Here is a 17,502-nt window from a genome sequence, read left to right as displayed (position 1 = left end):
AAATGTCTGTAATTTGTATCTCTTAAAATCTTGTTCACTGAACAGAATGGTAGGTGATTATTTCGATTTCCGGGCGAAAAAAACATTTTTCGCTAATTGCTTTTCCGGAAAACTTATTAAAATTTTCAAAAGCCGTCAACTCCTTGTTGAAACAAGCATATTGATCAACTGCTGGCTTTATTATAACCGGAAATATAAAGGTTACACTGTTATTTCCGGCAATGCCCTTAAGTTCTGCATAGTCTAACTTGCTTTTTATCCGATTCAACTCTTTCTTTAAAAGTGAATCAGCACTGTCAGAAAATACGATACCAGGAATTTTTGATTGTTTGGTAAATAATACTTTTAGTAACGTTATTAGAGAAATGCAACTATCGGATGTTTCAGCAGGCACCCATAATCGCCTGACAAAACTTTTTTCAAACGCTTTAGTGTCGGTTTGTTGCTGGGCAATGATTGCACCTGATAATAACATTAATAAAAATGTTGTCAGTATTGCTAATGTAACGGACTTATTTGCACATAGCATCATTCTATGTTTATGGTTATTATTTGTTATTGCAATCCTGTCAATTTGTTGTCTTAATAGAATAATCACTGCCGAAGAAAAAACTGATCTTTATTTATTCACCTCCCCGGATCGATTTTGACAAGGTTGCATTATAAAGATTTTTAAAAGAAGAAAGCTCAATATTATTAACAGACTTTATTTTAAAATGAATTGAATCCTGGCAGCATTCCCCGAAGTTCTTTTTCCAATTTTCATTTAAATAAAAGTCTAACGTACAATTGACGACGCCTATCTTTTCTAAAAAAAGAAAACTGCCTAAGCCTGGATGTGAACTGCTAATCGTTCTGTTTTTAATCGAAAATTGCCAAGGGCCCGCCCCGGGGTATTCCCAGTAATGGTAGACAGGTGCCGAAGATATATCCTTAAGAATATCAATCTTTTCAAGATATATGCGGCCCTTTAATTCATTTGCAATATAACCAGCGTAAGTTTGGTTGATAATTTTTTTCAAATCACTAAATGAATAAGCTTTTAAATAGTTAGCCTCGGCTATATTTAATACCCCATCCTTAAATTGATTTGGGAAATACCATGGCTCAGAGCAGGTCACAAAAAAAGTTGTTAATGGGATTTGTTCAATCAAGTGATAAGCATTCCCATCCTTAATAATGAGATTGAATTCTAAGGTTTTCAGCGATGGTCTGGAATAGTTCCTGTCATCTATTGACTTAGTTAACCTGGCTATCGCCATTGTTAAAAGTTCTTCAGGCTTTATAGCTTTTAGCTTTTGAAGCTCTTTATACGTCAAGTTTTTAATTCGAAGCGTTTCGCCTGGTTTTATTAAAGGAACAATTGATACCAGCACATCATTTTGCAGATAATCGATACCGGATTTGCTTTTTGTAAGTCCTTCCTTATCAAACCCTGTTTTTTTAAAATTATTAGTAGTGAAATAAAAATTAAATATCGACAATGTAGTATCTGCTGCTTGCAGTTCAATTACATTTTCTGATACACTTACCCGTTCGCTGATCTTTTTAAGGTTTATCCCTTTGTTGACCTCAAAAATCATGTAAGATTGTCCCGATGCTTCAAATGAAATAATAGCAAAGAATAGAATATTTAAAGTTGTCTTAAGGTTCATAGTTAAATAGTTAAGGACAATTTGTAGGTAATCGCTTATCTGTCGTTGCATGCAAATTAGTATTGTAAAAGGAATTCATTTCTGAAGCACTTAAGTTATATCTGTTCATTAGTTGTGAATATAAATTATTTAACAAATTTACTTGGGAACTTGTAGCATTAGATCCTGGATTATTTAACCCGAACATCATTGCCATCCGATATTCGTCAGTCGAATGTTGATTATTATCCCATGCCGATAAAGTTTGCACCATTGAGTCAAAGGAATTTGCGATAAATGAGAAATGATCAATGTAATTTGGATTAGCATTATGAAGCGAGTCTAATAAATGAAAAGTAAACATTGATTCCACCCATCCGTAATCTTCGAGATATTGGGCATTATACCCATTTATCTTAATTGCATAATTAGAATAAGCATGTGAAGTTTCATGAATTGCAGTTGCGGCAAGCAGTAAAAGCGACGAGTTATTTAGTGCAGAATTATTAAATTTAATCGTAGAACTTAATCCCAAACCAGAAGGATCGCTTTCTGTATTTCCAAGTGAATAAATATTATTATTGCCATAATCCTGAACGCTGTGATTCCATATAATATTGGGCCTATTCACTGTATTAAAAGGGCTAATCAAATTTTGGTATTGTGCTATAGTTTCAAGTTTTTTGATTATTAATTTAACAGCGCAAGGATAGTCTTTTTTTAGACTATCATATTTCAAATCATATTCCGATCCTCCTCCAGCGGGACTACATGGCAATGTAGAGACATGGACACTACCTGTCATAGGCGGCCCGCAAGGATCATATCCCGGCGGAGGATAATCTCCCGGATCCCCTCCACCGCCGCCACCTCCACTGCCTGACCCATCATCTTCGCAAATTGTCTCACTGTAAAGTGTACTGCAATACCAGACATTTCCTCCATCGGACGACGAACAAGAATACCAGGTAACCAATACACATTGCAACATCGAGGTATGAACATCGGTTCCTGTATAAGTATCCGCAGAAACGTTTTTAACCTCACCATTGCCTAAATACTTATAACCTTTGATAAATTTACCCTGCCAGTCGTCGATTAGAATAACTCCTTTAAAAGCCAGTTTTTTCTTATTCTTTTTATCCCAAAAGTCGTTATCGGGAATCCATGTAACCACTTCTGTCCGCATCTTATGATCCTTACCCTCATAGATCATTAAGTAACTTAAATTATCTAAAGATAAAGACGATTGGGCTTCGCCGCGCCTGGTATATATTGTTTTATCATAATGCAAGGGAACAACTACGGCTTTACCAAGTGAAATATCTTTTACATATGCCTCATTCCATAAAGCATTTTTAAAAATGGATTGCCGTTTTAGTCTGGAGCCGGAAGAAGCTGAGCCGTCGGTCTGAAAACGCTGGATGTCCTTTTCAAAGTATTGACGTGCACTGGTTATTCGGTCAGTATCCGATAATGCAGCTGGCTCATTTTTTTTACAACTGCTGATAAAAATAATAAGGCTAAACAAAAAACAGATATAGTAAATATTTCTCATGCAACTTTTATTTTGTTTTACGAAACTAACTTTACGAAAGTTTCGACATGGTAAATAAGTTTAATTTTTAATGTGTTGTTTTCTTTGGCCAGGGTATACCGAACAGGACATGCTCTAACTGCTTACACTATTTCAATTTCTTAATCCCTATGCTGTAATTTATTAATGGTTTAATCATCTAAAGGACGGTTATTACGATCAGGCGCATTTCATAAAAGAGTTTAAAAAGTTTACCGCGATCACACCATCAGAAGCAAGGCTTTCACTCGTAAAGAACGGGCAGGATTTTCAGCAAGCCGTTAACATTGGCTTTTGATAGTCAGAAACGCCTGATACCTCAGCTTTTTGCTTTCATGTTACTGCTAAACATGTCGCGGTACATTTTCCAGCCGGCGCCGGTTTTTTTCCAGATCACGATTACTTTTCCCTCGTCAATTTTATTACCGCTCATATCTGCCATCTCATAAAAACTTTCTTCTGTTACAAAACTTTTCGGATCACCATACAAATGCTGGATCGTAAATTTGACATGCACTTTCGGTCCGCTTTTAAAAAAGGCAAGCATATTTTTGCCTCCGCAAACAGGCGCCGAATTGGGTGGATATAAGCAGGCATCATCTGTATATCGTGTTAAAATGGAACCGTCGTTTTTATTAGCCAGTTCAGCATAAATAGCATTACTGGCTTCAATTGTTTTTCTTACTTCCGCAAACTGACTGTTGTTTGATTGTGCTTGTGCTATACAAACTATTGTTAGCAGCACAGTTGTGATGATTATTCTTTTCATGGTTATTTTTTTTCAAAAAGAATAATTTGCCAGCCGGTAAAATTGTAAAATTCCGCACACTTTAAAAATGAGTGTTTAGCAGGTATTGTTATATCCGAATAGCTTAAGGTCGTTTATCGTAAAATCGTACATTATTATTTTGCAATTATAATCAGATTTGATTTTAAAAGCACGTTTCAGAGTGAGAACAATGGATGCGAACAAAATCAAGAACATTTACTGAAAACGAACGTGATATACCTTAATAAAAAGCCTTTTTACTAGCATTACGCCCTTTCAGATAAAACACCCGGCTAGTTTTGCGGGTTTCACGGGTATAAAATTGGGTGTTTTGCATTGGTATATTTTGACATCGTATTTCCATATTTGTGAACCTTCTTATCAAAAACATGCCTTTTGGCTGGCTTAAAAACTAACCAAATGGATTTCAAAGATCAGATTTCACAACTTGCCTCACGGGTAGAAAAACTTTTACCCCAGATACAGACAGAGGAAGCAACCAAGAATGCACTCGTACTGCCGTTTATCCAGATACTCGGATATGATGTGTTTAATCCCTTCGAGGTGAACCCGGAATTCGTGGCGGATATTGGCATAAAAAAGGGAGAGAAGGTTGATTATGCAATTATGAAGGACGGTGAGGCAATTCTTATTATAGAGTGTAAACATCATAAAGAGCAGCTCGATCCGCATAATTCCCAGTTATTCCGCTACTTTCATGTTTCGAAGGCTCGCTTCAGTTTGCTAACCAACGGGCTAAACTATCGCTTTTATACCGATTTGAAGGATCCGAATAAGATGGACGACAAGCCATTCTTTGAATTCAATATCACTGAGATGAAAGACGCGCAGATCGAAGAATTGAAAAAATTTCATAAATCATATTTCGATGTTGAAAATATATCGAATACAGCTCTTGATCTGAAATACACCAGTGAGTTAAAAACGATTATTACTTCTGAGCTTACCAATCCTTCACCGGTATTTGTCAAGCATTTTGCCGGGCAGGTATATACAGGCGGAAAACTGACGGAAAAGATATTGAACCAGTTTTCGGAACTCGTAAAGCGCTCGTCTAACCAGGTGCTGAACGATGCAATAACAAGCAGGCTAAAGACAGCTTTAACCAAAGAAGAAGCGAACAGTGTGGCAACGGATAGTAAAGTTACTGCGGATCCGGTAATGGGTACCGAGAACGGCGTCACGACAACAGAAGAAGAATTGGAGGGATATCATATTGTAAAATCAATCATTCGTAAAAAAGTTGAAGCCAAGCGTATAGTTGCCCGCGACGTTCAATCTTACTTCGGTATTCTACTGGATGATAATAATCGGAAGCCGATATGCCGCTTATATTTTAATACCCTTAGCCGGAAATGCATTGGAATTTTTGGGGAAGATCGTAAAGAAACGAAATACGATTTAACGAGTTTGGATGATATTTATAATTATAGCAGGCAGCTGGAAGAGGCGGTGGAAAATTACAAGTAAGAAGATAGTTGCTATTTAGCTTACATTATCAGAATGAGTATGTAGTTAAACTGAGATTGTCGTATTTGATACTCAAGTTTCGTTTATCTTTGTAAATTTAAGATTGCGTTGTTTAATATTTTGTACTAGGCATCACTCATCCTCATTAATCCCCAGCTTCTCTTCCAGTATTTTCTGATAACGCTCAACTACAGCATTATACTTGTCTGAAAGGGTAATGTATTTTTCTTTCCACTTGTCCCGGTCGGCCATTAGCGCATCGTAACCCATTTTTTCAGAATATTTCGACCCGGGTTCGCTCAGAATGATGTCGGCCATTTCCGGAAACTCATTGGAAAAATCATGATTAAGGGCTTTGCCATAACGAGCCAGGGTTTCGAATGGCAGATCGTCCCGCTTGATGTGTATATAAAACGTGGGATATTTATAGCCGGCTTTATCTGCGAGGTCCTTGATGCTCAGATTGCTTTGTTTGGCAATTTTGTGTAATACTTTTCCCCGGCTTAACTTCTTCTTGTCTTTATTCAATGCTATAAATTATAGCTTTAAATATAGTATGAACAATATTCTAAAAAAGTTGCTAAAAATATTTGCAATAATGTATAATATATTATATTATTGTATAGTAAATTATATTTTAAAATCTAAAATCAGGAAACAGGATAATTTGAGAGTAATTTTGTTAATTACGATGTATTAGTATTTTTGTGAATACTTCACTAAGAAGCATTCGCACTTAGGTTCTCGTCTTAGAAACGTAGGAAATTTCAACAGGAAACGAGAGATAAGTCCAAGTGCTCACGCCGCAGGCGTGGGCCTTGCTTATTCGTTTCCGGGCCTCCTACGGCCTCTAAGACGTTTAGTAGGGTTACCACGCCTGCGGTGTTTTTTTTCGCAGGCATCCCCTTTACAATGTCTTATGGATGCTAAAAATTATAACAACCTACAGTCTGACGGCAAGATCAACGATTTTTTTGATCTTCACACGCTTGCAGAAAGCAAGAAACTCTTATGGCAATTGCTTAACGCAGCTGCCTGCGGCAACTTTGCGGAGCTCAGCTCTATCGAGAAAGACAACCTGTTCACATTTTATTCTCAGCTAAATGAGCTGCTTGATGCTGTTCACCACTTAAACGATTGCGCAGAAGGAGGAGCCGGTGAATAGACCCTGGACCTTATTAATTTGCCCGCCTGAATAAACCGGTGAAAGCCGGCGGCCGCTTGTTCATACGCTAATACAAGGCCGCCGCTTTCCACGCAAACAATCAACCTTCTTTAACCAAACCTAAAAGCAAAAAAACATGAGAAATTGCTTAACGGGCATGCTATGGCCTGTTTATAAGATCTTTTATATCCCTTATTACGCTTTACTAAACACTCATGGAACTGCAGCCCGCGGTTCCTTTTTTAAAAATGCAGGTGCTTTCTTTTTATACCTGGCCTTGTCTGCAACCATCCCATCAGTGTATGCACAGGAAAAATCACCGCCGGGAACGGTTCGGGGTATCGTTACAGATGAAAAGAATGAGCCGCTTGCAGGTGCTACGTTACAGTTAGAGAACAATACCATCCGGACACGCAGCAATGGCAAAGGGGAATTCAGCTTACAGGGTGTTTCCGATGGGGCAGTGCTTGACATATCCTTTATCGGTTATAAAACTCAGCAGACAGTACTAAATGTAGGTGCCGATCTCCGGATCACGTTGCAACCTGATGTCGCACAACTGAGAGAGGTAACCGTAAATACAGGCTACCAGGAGCTGCCGAAGGAGCGGGCCACCGGTTCTTTTTCCAAAGTGGATAATGAATTGTTTAACCGCAGGGTGAGTACGGATGTGATCAGCAGGCTGCAGGATAATGTTCCTGGGCTGATTGTAAACACAGGCAAGGGAGCTGCCGCCGGGCTGGTGATCCGCGGGCAGAGCACCATATTTTCCAATGCGAGTCCACTGATTGTCGTCGACAATTTTCCTTACGAGGGTGATGTCAATAACATCAACCCCAATGATGTAGAAAGCGTAACGGTACTGAAGGATGCGGCCGCCGCTTCGATCTGGGGTGCAAGGGCAGGTAATGGCGTGATTGTGATAACCACGAAGCGAGGCCGTTATGATAAGCCTGTACAATTATCGTTTAATACGAATTTTACGCTTGGCGCGAAGCCCGACATCTACTATCAGCCAAAGATTTCGAGCGCCGATTTTATCGGGAAGGAACAGGATCTTTTTAACCAGGGCTATTATACAGGTTTTGAAGAAGCTTATAATCATCCGCCTTTCACGCCGGCTGTTGAATTAATGATCGATGCCCGCGATGGTAAAATTTCGGAATCGCAGCTGGAGGAACAACTCGGTATTTTGAAACAGCAGGATGTACGGAAGGACTATGACCGATACTTGTACAGGAACAGTTTCAACCAGCAGTACGCCTTCAATTTGCAGGGAGGCGGAACGAAACAGAGCTATTTCTTGTCAGCCGGTTACGATCATAACAAGGATAATGCAGTAGGCAACGCCTTCGGGCGCATGAGTTTCACGGCCGGCAACCGTTATAAGTTCCTGGGCGAAAAGCTCGAACTTTCTGCGGCGGTGTATTATACGCATCAGAAAAGCCAGTTAAACAGCCTAGGTATACCAACCTACAGCAGTCCGGACGGCTATAATCCGTCAGTTGAATTATATCCCTATGCGCAGCTGGCAGATTGGCGGGGTAATTACCTGGATGTAATTAAAAACTATCGGCTGTCATTCACGCAGGCAGCCGCACAGCAAGGATTGTTAAACTGGAACTATAATCCGCTGGCTGAACTCCAGATGGCGGATAACACTGGCACCGGGGACGACTACCGGATTAACACGGGCCTCAGCTATAAGATCATTCAGGGCTTACAGGCGCAGATATTATATCAGTATGGAAAGAGCACACAGAACAATGGAAACCTGTACCACGAAAACTCCTATTATGCGCGTGACCTTGTTAACCAGTATACACAGGTTGATGCCGTTTCAGGCCTCCTTACGCGGCCGGTTCCGACAGGCGGCATACGCGATGAGGCACTTATGGCGACATCTTATTATAATGTACGGGGCCAACTGAATTACGTCAGGAACTGGCAGGACAAGCATGACGTTTCTGTGCTGGGCGGCATGGAGGTGCGGAACCTGAATACCCTTGGAAGCTATTCCCGTTTATATGGTTACGATGCAGTTCACGCATCGGCAAAGGCTGTTGATTACGTAAACCCATACCCTCTCTACCTGTATGGCTACGGTAGTAATATTCCTTATGCCGACCGGACAACAGAATTGAGCGATCGTTATCTTTCTTATTTTACAAACGGCGCTTATACCTATGATCGCCGCTATACATTATCTGCCAGTCTGCGTTTTGATCAGAGTAATTTGTTTGGAGTAAAGACAAATCAGAAAGGCGTTCCGCTATATTCAATCGGTGCGGCCTGGGCGGTTTCAAACGAATCATTTTACAATGCTGAATGGCTGCCCTATCTCAGGCTTAGAGCTACTTACGGGTATAGCGGCAATGTCAATAAAAGTCTTTCTGCTTATACTACCGCTTACTATAATCCGAACGATGACATCACCCGGTTGCCTTATGCAAACATCGTAAACCCTCCAAACCCCGATCTGAGGTGGGAGAAATACAAGATATCGAACGCAGGTCTGGATTTCGCTTCGCATAATAACAGGATCAGCGGTACCTTGGAGTTTTACCTGAAAAAAGGTTACGACATTATCGGGAATACCGCGTATCCGGGATCATCGGGAGTTAGGACCTTTACCGGCAATTATGCGAATACGAGTGGCAACGGTTATGATATAAGTCTCAACAGCCTCAACCTTACGGGCGCTTTCGGGTGGACGAGCAACCTGATACTGAGCCATGCGGTCGACAAGGTAACACATTATACGGTGACAGATTATGTAACCAGTTACCTGAATTCGGCCGATGGTACAATGACCGTGCCGCTGGAAGGCAAGCCCTTGTATTCGGTTTACAGCCTGCCCTGGGCTGGCCTTGATCCGCAAACCGGCGATCCGCAAGGGTATTTTAATGGGGAGCTAAGTAAGGATTACAGCGCGATAATAGGAGCTGCAACGCCCGTCAATATCGTGTACAATGGGCCTGCCCGCCCCACTTACTTTGGATCGTTCCGGAACTCTTTTTCTTACAAAAGTTTTTCCTTATCGGCTACGATCAATTACCGCTTTGGCTATTATTTCCGGAATAACTCAATATCCTATGTTTCCCTGTTGCAGGGAACCGGCGGACACGGCGACTACAGCTTTCGCTGGCGTCAGCCCGGCGATGAGAAGGTCACCAATGTGCCTTCTACTCCGGCCTTTGTGGATTATGACAGGGATTTTTTTTATGCCAGTTCATCGGTGCTGGTTGAAAAAGGCGATCACATACGCCTGCAGGATATCACATTTAGCTACGACTTGCTGAAAGCGAAGATGCCTGGCCTGCCTTTTAACAGCGCACAGGTATATCTATACGCCAATAACCTGGGTATCATCTGGAAATCGGCAGGCGGCGGCATTGACCCTGACTACGCTGTCAGCAACTTTCCGCCTGTGCGTACCATTGCGGCAGGCGTACGAATAAATTTTAACTGAACGACAAATGAATAACAGATTGACACAATTAAAACCCGGCCGCCTGATAGCCTGGCGCGGCTACCTTTCCATATTACTTCTTAGCTGTATAAGTTATTCCTGCCAGAAGGACTTCTTAGACACGGTACCGGATAAGGGATTGCTGGTGCCTGAGAAACTGGACGATTTCCAGGCATTGCTGGATAACAGCAGCGAGGTGATGAATGTCGTGCCTTTTTACAATACTATTTCCGACGGCGACTTTGTAATGAGTGATGAGGGCCTGGACGGACAACTACCGCAATACCGGAATTTATATACCTGGGCAAGCGATATTTATGACGTAACAACGGTTGTCGACGACTGGTACCGGCCCTACAAGCAGGTGTTTTATGCCAACGTAGTGTTAGACGGATTAAAGGAGTTGAATACTGACGGCGCAGATGTACAACGGTATCAGGCCATTAAAGGGAGTGCCTTGTATTACCGGGCATTAGCTTTTTATAACCTGGCGCAGGAATTCGCACAACCTTATGATGCTGCGACAGCCGATAAAACGCCGGGGATCCCGGTGCGGCTTGAGTCAGACGTGAACATCAAATCAGTCAGGGGGACGCTTGCTAATACTTATACACGTATAGTGGACGATTTGCAAGAGGCAGAGACCTTGCTGCCCGATAAAGGAGTTGCGCTCACTCGGCCCGGTAAATCGGCCGCCCGTGCACTGCTGGCAAGGGTTTATCAAGCCATGGAGAATTATGAGCAGGCGGCGAAGTTTGCCACTTCGGCACTGGAGCTTGCACATGAATTGGTCGATTATAACGACCTCGATACGGCGGCGGCAAGACCATTTCCTATTCCTTTGACAGACGGCAACCCTGAAATGATCTATTATAGTCGTGTGAACACGGCCTTTTTGAACCAGCTGACCGTCACTGCCGAACCTGCCTTATACAACTCTTATGATGACAATGACCTGCGCAAGCGTCTCTATTTTACTGAAGGCGGAAATTACAAAGGAACCTACCTGGCCTCCGCGTATCCATTTGGCGGCCTGGCGGTAGACGAACTTTACCTGATCCGCGCGGAATGTTCGGCAAGAAAAAATGATGCGGACAACGCTTTGGCCGACATTAATACTGTATTAATTAAGAGGTGGAAGACCGGAACCTATGTTCCTTATACCGTAACAGATCCCGCAGCGGTGCTACAGATCGTTTTGAATGAGCAGCGCAAAGAATTGGTGGCCCGGGGGTTACGTTGGACATATCTGCGCCGCTTGAATAAAGACAGCCGCTTCGCAGTAGCTCTTACCCGCAGCTATAAAGGCTCCAAGTTTACACTCCCTGCTAATGATTTAAAATACACGTTCGCTGTTCCCGACGACGAGATCAGCGGAAGCGGCATTGAACAAAATAAAAGATAAGCGCATGATTACTTGTAAAATATTCAAAAAGCTAATGACCGTTTCATTACTGACATTGCTGTTTAGCAATAATATAACGGCTCAGAAACCACCGGTACTTTCAAACCTGAAGGTCGGCGATACGGTGCCTGATGTTGAAATTTTAAATATCCACAATTATAAAAGTAACAGTGCCAAACTTTCAGATTTTAGAGGGAAGTTACTGATCATTGATTTTTGGGGTACCTGGTGCGCCAGTTGTGTGAGCATGATACCGGAGATGGAAAAGCTGCAAAAGCAGTTCAATGGTAAGGTTCAGTTTCTGCCGGTTACGGGGCAAAAAGCTGAAGTGGTTTTACCGTTCCTTGAGAAGTTGGGCCGCCAGAACGGAAGTAATTTCAAATTCCCGGAAGTGGTACAGGATACGATTCTTTTTAACATGTTTCCTCACAACCTATATCCGCATTATGTGTGGATCAGTCCGGCAGGTAAAGTATTAGCTATTACGGGGTACGATGAGATTAACTCGAAATCAATCTCCCGGGTACTGGATAATAATGTTAAAGAATTAGAGCAGAAGAGCGACTATCGCCAATTTGATTATGATCTTGCCAACCCGCTGGTAGAGCTTTTATATGGGGCTCCAAAAAACATAACGCTTTCTCAAAAACGCTACAGTTTTTTTTCAAATTATGTGCCGGGGTTGCCCGCCGGATACCATTTGGAAAATAATGATTCACTCAGGTTGAATGATTGGCGGATAACCTGTACAAACATGTCTCCTTTCTGGTTATTCAGGCTGGCATATGGAGGAAGCCATTACATACCCAATGCCTGCATTGATATTAAAGTCCGGGATACTGTAAAAGTAAGAGATACCAAAGCAATATTTGGTAAGCGATGGCTTGAGCATTACACTTATTGTTATGAATTATCTCTGCCCTCAGAGCTAAAACAGGAAGCCTGGGAGATCATGCAAAAGGATCTGGAATATAATTTACCCGATTTAAACGCCAGCATTGGTAAACAGCAAAGATTATGCTACGTGTTGGTCCGGACTTCTCAAAAAGATAAAATAGTGTCCAAAGGCGGTACTCCGATTGCTGATATGAATGAGTTTGGATACAAGTTGGGAAATGTAAAACTCAAACGACTTTTAAGTGACTTGAATTTCTGGTATTATGATATAAGCCCGTATTGTTTGATCGACGAAACTGGTTACTCTTTGCCGGCAGATCTTGTTCTTAATGGAAATATCTCAGATATGGATCATTTAAATAAGGAGCTCAATAAATACGATTTGAAATTTATAAAAAAAGAGGCAGAAGTAATGGTATTGACAATAAGTGAAAAAAATAAAAGCATGGCAAATTGACCATGCTTTTATGATATTAATTCCTGTTACCCAGAACTACGTCAGTTGGTATTTCACTTGGATTAGAAGGGTTGTTTTTATGGCCCTTGCATTGTCTTTGCGTAGCAGCGTCACACGCGCCGGTACCCGCACCTCCGGAAATAGGCGCCCAATTGGGTGCGCTGAAGTCGGAATTGGCTTTTGTATTGTAAACGTTGAGCGTTTGAAATTTGCCGGCACCTGCAAAAGCAGCGCCTCCGCCCAACAATACAGCAATAACCGCCAAATTAATTTTTAACTTTTTCATAACAAGCAGGCTTTTATAAATCAAAAAGCAGGAAAAACTTTAGGTGATTTAAATTTTAATTGATCGTATCAGGCTCCCCGGGCTGCCCGGAGATGCGCGTTGCTTGGTTACCTTTTTTCCGTTGCCTCCTTTCTGTGCTGGTTCGTAAATAATGAAAGTGCCGTGAGAAGGAGGAAGATGATGTTGAAGGCCAGGTGCTGTTGCCAGTTCAGTTTAGCGATGACGCCTCCGCAGCTGCAGGGAATGCGGCCGAAAGTATTGAGTTTGATTAGGGTGATATAGGCCGTAAATGCGAGCAGGAGCGAGAGAGAAGCAAGCAAACCGTAATAGCGAGTGCTGGTAAACAATAGCAATGCCGCTGTAAATAGCTCGGAGACAGGCACCATCCAGGTGAGGAGCTTCGCCATGTTCGCCGAAAAAACCTGGTTCATCATTTGCTGCCGGCTGTATTCATAGTTCAGCAGTTTACTGCCAGCAGCATAAACCCATAATAAGATTAGCAATGCAACGGTCGCATCCTGCCATACTATCCTTTTCATTATCTGTGTTGGTTGACAGCCCAAAATTGGATAAGCACGGGATCGCTTTTAACAACCGCCGAAACTAAATTACTCCTAGATGTTTTATAAACTGTGACCGACAGACTCTAAGCTGGCAATTATCCGAATAAGACAGCCAATCGCTTCCAGCCTGTAACGATAGTTTTTCGTAAGCCTGCCGTATTGATCATTCTGCCATGTTTAGGTTTAGGAAGGAATGTAAAAGGCGAAACTTCCAGTATTTCGGCAATTTCATAAAGGCGCTCAACGGAAAGCTCCGTTTCGCCGCGTTCAATCTTCGAATAAGCAGCCTGGGAGATATCCATACAGTTGGCCACATATTCCTGGCTATACTGTTTGATGACCCGTTGAATACGGATTTTTTCGCCAATATCTTTCTTATTCATAATAAAGCATTTAAGAGTTGGTACAACCTACAGTTATAAATTACAATGATGGGTTTTAGCATCGGCCAGGGCACTTTTGAAGATTTACATTAATTCCCAATAGAGGGAAGGAACCAAAATTTTTCACAATGAATGTAATTACTGATGAAGAGTTAAAAGAGCTTGAAGGCGGCTCAACACCTTGCGCTGTATCGATTGCCGTATCAACTTCTGTTGGAAGTTTGTTCGGCGGAGTCGGCGCAGTTATCGGCGGAATATCCGCCGCAACCGGACCTAATTGCCTTGAATGGTGGTAACAGGCGGCCGGGTTTATCCCGGCCTTTTCGTTATCTTTTCCATTTATCTGATAACTGAGCAGCATCGTTATCAGCAAGCCTGCCAAGGCTCCGGAAAGATGCATCAGGTCATCCACCCGGGAAGTTTTATATTTCTTCAATAACCTCAGCATCAACAATGACCAAAGCGGAATTGTTATAAAATTCGGAAGGACAACAAACATGATAGTGAGCGCCTTCTCAAAAGGATGCAGGTAGAGATAGGCATACATACAGCCCATGATTGCACCGCTCGCCCCACAGCTGCTGTAATAAAAATCCTTCCGGTTATATAAATAACATAGCAAATTCGCGGCAACACAGCTGCCTAGATAAATCAACAGCCATTCCAGGGTTCCCGGTATTCCGTTAGGTAGGCTTTTCCGCAAAAATGGCCCGGTAAAAATCAGGGTCAACGAATTTATCAACAATTGCGCATAATCGTTATGTACAAAACCTGCAGTGATCAAGCGATGAAATTCCTTTTTCTTTTCGATACTGTATGGGTGCAGAAGTAAGCGGTAGATGCTATTATTTCGCAGTGCATAAATACTTGCCATGCAAAGAATCATTACAAACAGCAGCGTTTCCGGAGATAAAAAGCTTTTTACGAAATTCATATTTAAGAAAGCAATAACTATAGGTTATAATTTAAAATTCTGAGTAATAGCAATTAAGGTTTTGGTTCGCCAATTTTACGGCATTGTTAAATAACCGTTAACTAATATATGAAACTTAGCCTTAAATTTCTTTTAATTTTAAATTGTATCATTCAGTTATCATTAATGCTGATTTCTGATAAATGGATTTTGACAAACAGCTTCTATGCAAGCGCGATAGCTGAATGGAATGCAGGCAGTATAGAAAATATTTTTCCGGATGAGCAGTTGAAATGGCTCATTTATTCCGTTGCCATTCTGTTAAATCTTGCAAAATGCCTGTTGCTGGCAGCGCTCTTCTATTCTGGATTTAAGCTAGCCGGCTGCCGCATCAGTTTCCGGCAGGGTACAGAGGCGGTGCTGCTGGCCGACATGATTTTCCTGGTGCCGGCCGCACTCAAAGTCGCCTGGTTCCTGATCCATCCGCCGTCCGGCTTTAATGAATGGCAAAATTCTTACCCGCTATCGTTGCTGTCCCTGGTTGACCCGGCTCGGCTGGACATGATGTGGTTGTACCCTTTAAGGATTCTTAACGCATTCGAATTATTATACCTCCTTGTGCTCGCATTTTTGTTCAAACGCGATACTATGAGCGATTACAATACTTCGCTGCGTATTATTTTGAAAACATACCTGCCTCTATTAATACTGTGGACGGGCATGACTATGATTTATACGGTAAAAGTAAGCACGCTTTGAATTCTGCTGTCATGTCACTTAATTATTGGAAGATTTACAAAAGCTTCGCTAAACAGCAAAGCTTGAATGACTGTGGCCCTGCCTGCTTGCAATCACTGGTGTCTTACTATGGAGTTGCTGTTCACCCGCTGGAAATAGCCGACCTTTGTCAGATAAGGCGTGACTCGGGATGTACACTTTTCGATATTAAGCAAGCTGCCATTTTACTGAACTTCAATACAAGCGCCTGCCGGCTTGAAACTTATGACTTGAGGGAGCATGAGCCGGTGCTTTTACATACGCAAGGGTCTGCCGGAAATCATTTTGCTGTTTGTTATGGCTATAGCGTTTTTCTGAAAAAATTCCTTATCGGAGATCCGGCTAAAGGCTTACTGTTGTTAAACGATACTCAATTGCAGGATATATGGGTTAGTAGGGCCGCGTTAATAATCAATCCTTGCAAGGTCAGTATATACCACGCAACCGCTGTTGGCAAATGGCGTTGGTTATTGCGTCTTCTCGGAGGTGGCACTGCATTATGGTTATTAAGCGTGATTCTTGGTTTGGCGCTGACCTTTACCAGCTTGGGTATTATGATCAATTTTCAAACTCTTGCCGACAAGATCCACAGGGCTGCCCGCTTTGAAACTTACCTGTTATACATGTTTCTGATGGCAGTGATGATCGCCGGCAGATACTGGTTGTCGGTCACCCGGCAAAGTATACTTGCAGAACTGCTGAACGATGCAAATGCAAGGCTGCTGGACTCGTTTGCCGGGGCCTTTAAAAAGTTTACAGCTGCCTCAAGTCATTTTTTCAGCCGGCAAGATATTGTTACACGGTTTCATGATATATCAAAACTTTTGTCAGGTTTGCAGAGCGTTTTCCCGCAATTGCTGAATGATGCCTTATTGATAATTATATTTTTTGCCGGCCTTTGCTATTACTCCTTTATTACCGCGCTTGTGCTGTGCACTGGTATGCTAGTGGCAATTAGCTTAGCCGTAAAGGCTGAATGGATTTTGAGTGAAAAACGATTGAACGTTTCCTTTTTATATAAGCAGGTGGAGAATGTAATTCAATTTGAGGCTTTTCAAGGGCATCTTAATTTAACTGAACTTAATCATGCAATATTAAATTATCACCAGCTAAGTAGAAAGTTCGCATTGCGGCTTGAGATGTTATGCGGCGGTTTTCTGTTTATCGCGGCGGCGAATTTAAGCTACGAGTGTATGAATAATACGATTACTTTAGCAACACTGATGCCTGCCTTTATGCTGACATTGGCGGTTAGCGCAACGACGCAGAAAATTTACCAGCACATCCTGCAATTGCGCGATCATACAGATGCCCTTAACCGGTTGTATGGCCTGATGGGCAAAGAACATGGCTGATGTGTATTGCTTTTGGGGAAAGTAGAACACCTTGAGCAGGAAAAGGCCTACCCTCAACCACCCTTACGAAAACGATTCCGTAATTTTCAGCACCAGGTGAATCAGGTATATTTCACCGATGATAGAAATCAGGCAGATGCTATAGGGAAACAAATCGATGTATTCAAACTCCTTGATAAAGCGAAACCTGCTTTTGTGGCCATGTGGTATTGGAATGTCCATACTGTTAGTTGATTTGCCGGTTATAACAAATCTACAAATTTTACAGGATATTTCCGCGGCGATCAGAATTGTGAGTCCTTGAAAATGTGAGCCTTAGCTGCCCGGAAAAGAAGCCTGGTTTTTAGCGGGACTTTCGT

The 17,502-nt window shown here is 42.0% G+C and carries 17 protein-coding genes; 7 read left to right on the top strand and 10 right to left on the bottom strand.

Annotated features, from left to right (window positions below; genetic code table 11):
- Window positions 1-34: 34 nt before the first annotated feature.
- The 4 genes from GS399_RS03120 to GS399_RS03105 all read right to left on the bottom strand — a co-directional run bounded on the left by GS399_RS03120 (window position 35) and on the right by GS399_RS03105 (window position 3,979).
- Entirely contained in the window at window positions 35-598 is a 564-nt protein-coding gene (locus GS399_RS03120) for a hypothetical protein (RefSeq protein WP_160843110.1), read from the bottom strand.
- A gap of 25 nt (window positions 599-623) precedes the next feature.
- On the bottom strand, window positions 624-1,655 hold the full coding sequence (locus GS399_RS03115) for a hypothetical protein (RefSeq protein ID WP_160843109.1): 1,032 nt from the start codon (window positions 1,653-1,655) through the stop codon (window positions 624-626).
- Window positions 1,656-1,665: 10 nt separating this feature from the next.
- Window positions 1,666-3,192 (bottom strand): hypothetical protein, encoded by a 1,527-nt coding sequence (locus tag GS399_RS03110; protein WP_160843108.1) that lies wholly within the window; start codon window positions 3,190-3,192, stop codon window positions 1,666-1,668.
- Between the two features lie 337 nt (window positions 3,193-3,529).
- On the bottom strand, window positions 3,530-3,979 hold the full coding sequence (locus GS399_RS03105; RefSeq protein ID WP_202409362.1) for a YybH family protein: 450 nt from the start codon (window positions 3,977-3,979) through the stop codon (window positions 3,530-3,532).
- A 420-nt stretch (window positions 3,980-4,399) separates the two neighbouring features.
- Between GS399_RS03105 and GS399_RS03100 the strand changes: the two genes are divergently transcribed.
- Complete coding sequence (locus GS399_RS03100; protein WP_160843107.1) at window positions 4,400-5,470, top strand: type I restriction endonuclease; 1,071 nt, start codon at window positions 4,400-4,402, stop codon at window positions 5,468-5,470.
- Between the two features lie 132 nt (window positions 5,471-5,602).
- On the opposite strand, the gene GS399_RS03095 is transcribed toward GS399_RS03100, so the two are convergent.
- Entirely contained in the window at window positions 5,603-5,998 is a 396-nt protein-coding gene (locus tag GS399_RS03095) for a helix-turn-helix domain-containing protein (RefSeq protein WP_160843106.1), read from the bottom strand.
- A 391-nt stretch (window positions 5,999-6,389) separates the two neighbouring features.
- On the opposite strand from GS399_RS03095, the gene GS399_RS03090 reads away from it, so the two are divergent.
- The 4 genes from GS399_RS03090 to GS399_RS03075 all read left to right on the top strand — a co-directional run bounded on the left by GS399_RS03090 (window position 6,390) and on the right by GS399_RS03075 (window position 12,866).
- Complete coding sequence (locus tag GS399_RS03090) at window positions 6,390-6,635, top strand: hypothetical protein (RefSeq protein WP_160843105.1); 246 nt, start codon at window positions 6,390-6,392, stop codon at window positions 6,633-6,635.
- Between the two features lie 136 nt (window positions 6,636-6,771).
- Entirely contained in the window at window positions 6,772-10,107 is a 3,336-nt protein-coding gene (locus GS399_RS03085) for a SusC/RagA family TonB-linked outer membrane protein (RefSeq protein ID WP_160843104.1), read from the top strand.
- Between the two features lie 7 nt (window positions 10,108-10,114).
- Window positions 10,115-11,512 (top strand): RagB/SusD family nutrient uptake outer membrane protein, encoded by a 1,398-nt coding sequence (locus tag GS399_RS03080; protein ID WP_160843103.1) that lies wholly within the window; start codon window positions 10,115-10,117, stop codon window positions 11,510-11,512.
- 34 nt (window positions 11,513-11,546) lie between these two features.
- Window positions 11,547-12,866: a TlpA family protein disulfide reductase gene (locus GS399_RS03075; protein ID WP_160843102.1), complete on the top strand. Its 1,320-nt coding sequence runs from the start codon at window positions 11,547-11,549 to the stop codon at window positions 12,864-12,866.
- A gap of 16 nt (window positions 12,867-12,882) precedes the next feature.
- Here GS399_RS03075 and GS399_RS03070 read toward each other — a convergent pair whose 3' ends face one another.
- The 4 genes from GS399_RS03070 to GS399_RS03055 all read right to left on the bottom strand — a co-directional run bounded on the left by GS399_RS03070 (window position 12,883) and on the right by GS399_RS03055 (window position 15,032).
- Complete coding sequence (locus GS399_RS03070) at window positions 12,883-13,152, bottom strand: hypothetical protein (protein WP_160843101.1); 270 nt, start codon at window positions 13,150-13,152, stop codon at window positions 12,883-12,885.
- 107 nt (window positions 13,153-13,259) lie between these two features.
- Window positions 13,260-13,691, bottom strand: coding sequence for a MauE/DoxX family redox-associated membrane protein (locus GS399_RS03065; protein WP_160843100.1), 432 nt, complete (start codon window positions 13,689-13,691; stop codon window positions 13,260-13,262).
- 119 nt (window positions 13,692-13,810) lie between these two features.
- Window positions 13,811-14,098 (bottom strand): helix-turn-helix domain-containing protein, encoded by a 288-nt coding sequence (locus tag GS399_RS03060; RefSeq protein ID WP_160843099.1) that lies wholly within the window; start codon window positions 14,096-14,098, stop codon window positions 13,811-13,813.
- Between the two features lie 55 nt (window positions 14,099-14,153).
- Window positions 14,154-15,032, bottom strand: coding sequence for a rhomboid family intramembrane serine protease (locus GS399_RS03055; protein WP_160843098.1), 879 nt, complete (start codon window positions 15,030-15,032; stop codon window positions 14,154-14,156).
- 108 nt (window positions 15,033-15,140) lie between these two features.
- Here GS399_RS03055 and GS399_RS03050 point away from each other — a divergent pair, with 108 nt between their 5' ends.
- A complete protein-coding gene (locus GS399_RS03050) occupies window positions 15,141-15,770 on the top strand; it encodes a hypothetical protein (RefSeq protein WP_160843097.1) in 630 nt (209 codons plus the stop codon).
- A gap of 11 nt (window positions 15,771-15,781) precedes the next feature.
- Window positions 15,782-17,143 carry a cysteine peptidase family C39 domain-containing protein gene (locus GS399_RS03045; RefSeq protein WP_160843096.1) on the top strand — a complete coding sequence of 454 codons (1,362 nt, stop codon included), beginning with the start codon at window positions 15,782-15,784 and terminating at the stop codon, window positions 17,141-17,143.
- 63 nt (window positions 17,144-17,206) lie between these two features.
- Here GS399_RS03045 and GS399_RS03040 read toward each other — a convergent pair whose 3' ends face one another.
- Window positions 17,207-17,365: a hypothetical protein gene (locus tag GS399_RS03040; RefSeq protein ID WP_160843095.1), complete on the bottom strand. Its 159-nt coding sequence runs from the start codon at window positions 17,363-17,365 to the stop codon at window positions 17,207-17,209.
- Window positions 17,366-17,502 lie beyond the last annotated feature (137 nt).

Source organism: Hufsiella arboris (assembly GCF_009834875.1).
In the GTDB taxonomy this organism is placed as follows: domain Bacteria; phylum Bacteroidota; class Bacteroidia; order Sphingobacteriales; family Sphingobacteriaceae; genus Hufsiella_A; species Hufsiella_A arboris.
Note: the sequence above shows the minus strand (reverse complement) of the source record. Positions and strands in the feature narration are given on the sequence as shown.

Bases quoted from the DNA above. Each gene is read 5' to 3' on its own strand.
- GS399_RS03115 (WP_160843109.1), bottom strand. From the start codon at position 1,655: ATGAACCTTAAGACAACTTTAAATATTCTATTCTTTGCTATTATTTCA.
- GS399_RS03110 (WP_160843108.1), bottom strand. From the start codon at position 3,192: ATGAGAAATATTTACTATATCTGTTTTTTGTTTAGCCTTATTATTTTT.
- GS399_RS03105 (WP_202409362.1), bottom strand. From the start codon at position 3,979: ATGAAAAGAATAATCATCACAACTGTGCTGCTAACAATAGTTTGTATA.
- GS399_RS03100 (WP_160843107.1), top strand. From the start codon at position 4,400: ATGGATTTCAAAGATCAGATTTCACAACTTGCCTCACGGGTAGAAAAA.
- GS399_RS03090 (WP_160843105.1), top strand. From the start codon at position 6,390: ATGGATGCTAAAAATTATAACAACCTACAGTCTGACGGCAAGATCAAC.
- GS399_RS03085 (WP_160843104.1), top strand. From the start codon at position 6,772: ATGAGAAATTGCTTAACGGGCATGCTATGGCCTGTTTATAAGATCTTT.
- GS399_RS03080 (WP_160843103.1), top strand. From the start codon at position 10,115: ATGAATAACAGATTGACACAATTAAAACCCGGCCGCCTGATAGCCTGG.
- GS399_RS03075 (WP_160843102.1), top strand. From the start codon at position 11,547: ATGACCGTTTCATTACTGACATTGCTGTTTAGCAATAATATAACGGCT.
- GS399_RS03070 (WP_160843101.1), bottom strand. From the start codon at position 13,152: ATGAAAAAGTTAAAAATTAATTTGGCGGTTATTGCTGTATTGTTGGGC.
- GS399_RS03065 (WP_160843100.1), bottom strand. From the start codon at position 13,691: ATGAAAAGGATAGTATGGCAGGATGCGACCGTTGCATTGCTAATCTTA.
- GS399_RS03060 (WP_160843099.1), bottom strand. From the start codon at position 14,098: ATGAATAAGAAAGATATTGGCGAAAAAATCCGTATTCAACGGGTCATC.
- GS399_RS03055 (WP_160843098.1), bottom strand. From the start codon at position 15,032: ATGAATTTCGTAAAAAGCTTTTTATCTCCGGAAACGCTGCTGTTTGTA.
- GS399_RS03050 (WP_160843097.1), top strand. From the start codon at position 15,141: ATGAAACTTAGCCTTAAATTTCTTTTAATTTTAAATTGTATCATTCAG.
- GS399_RS03045 (WP_160843096.1), top strand. From the start codon at position 15,782: ATGTCACTTAATTATTGGAAGATTTACAAAAGCTTCGCTAAACAGCAA.
- GS399_RS03040 (WP_160843095.1), bottom strand. From the start codon at position 17,365: ATGGACATTCCAATACCACATGGCCACAAAAGCAGGTTTCGCTTTATC.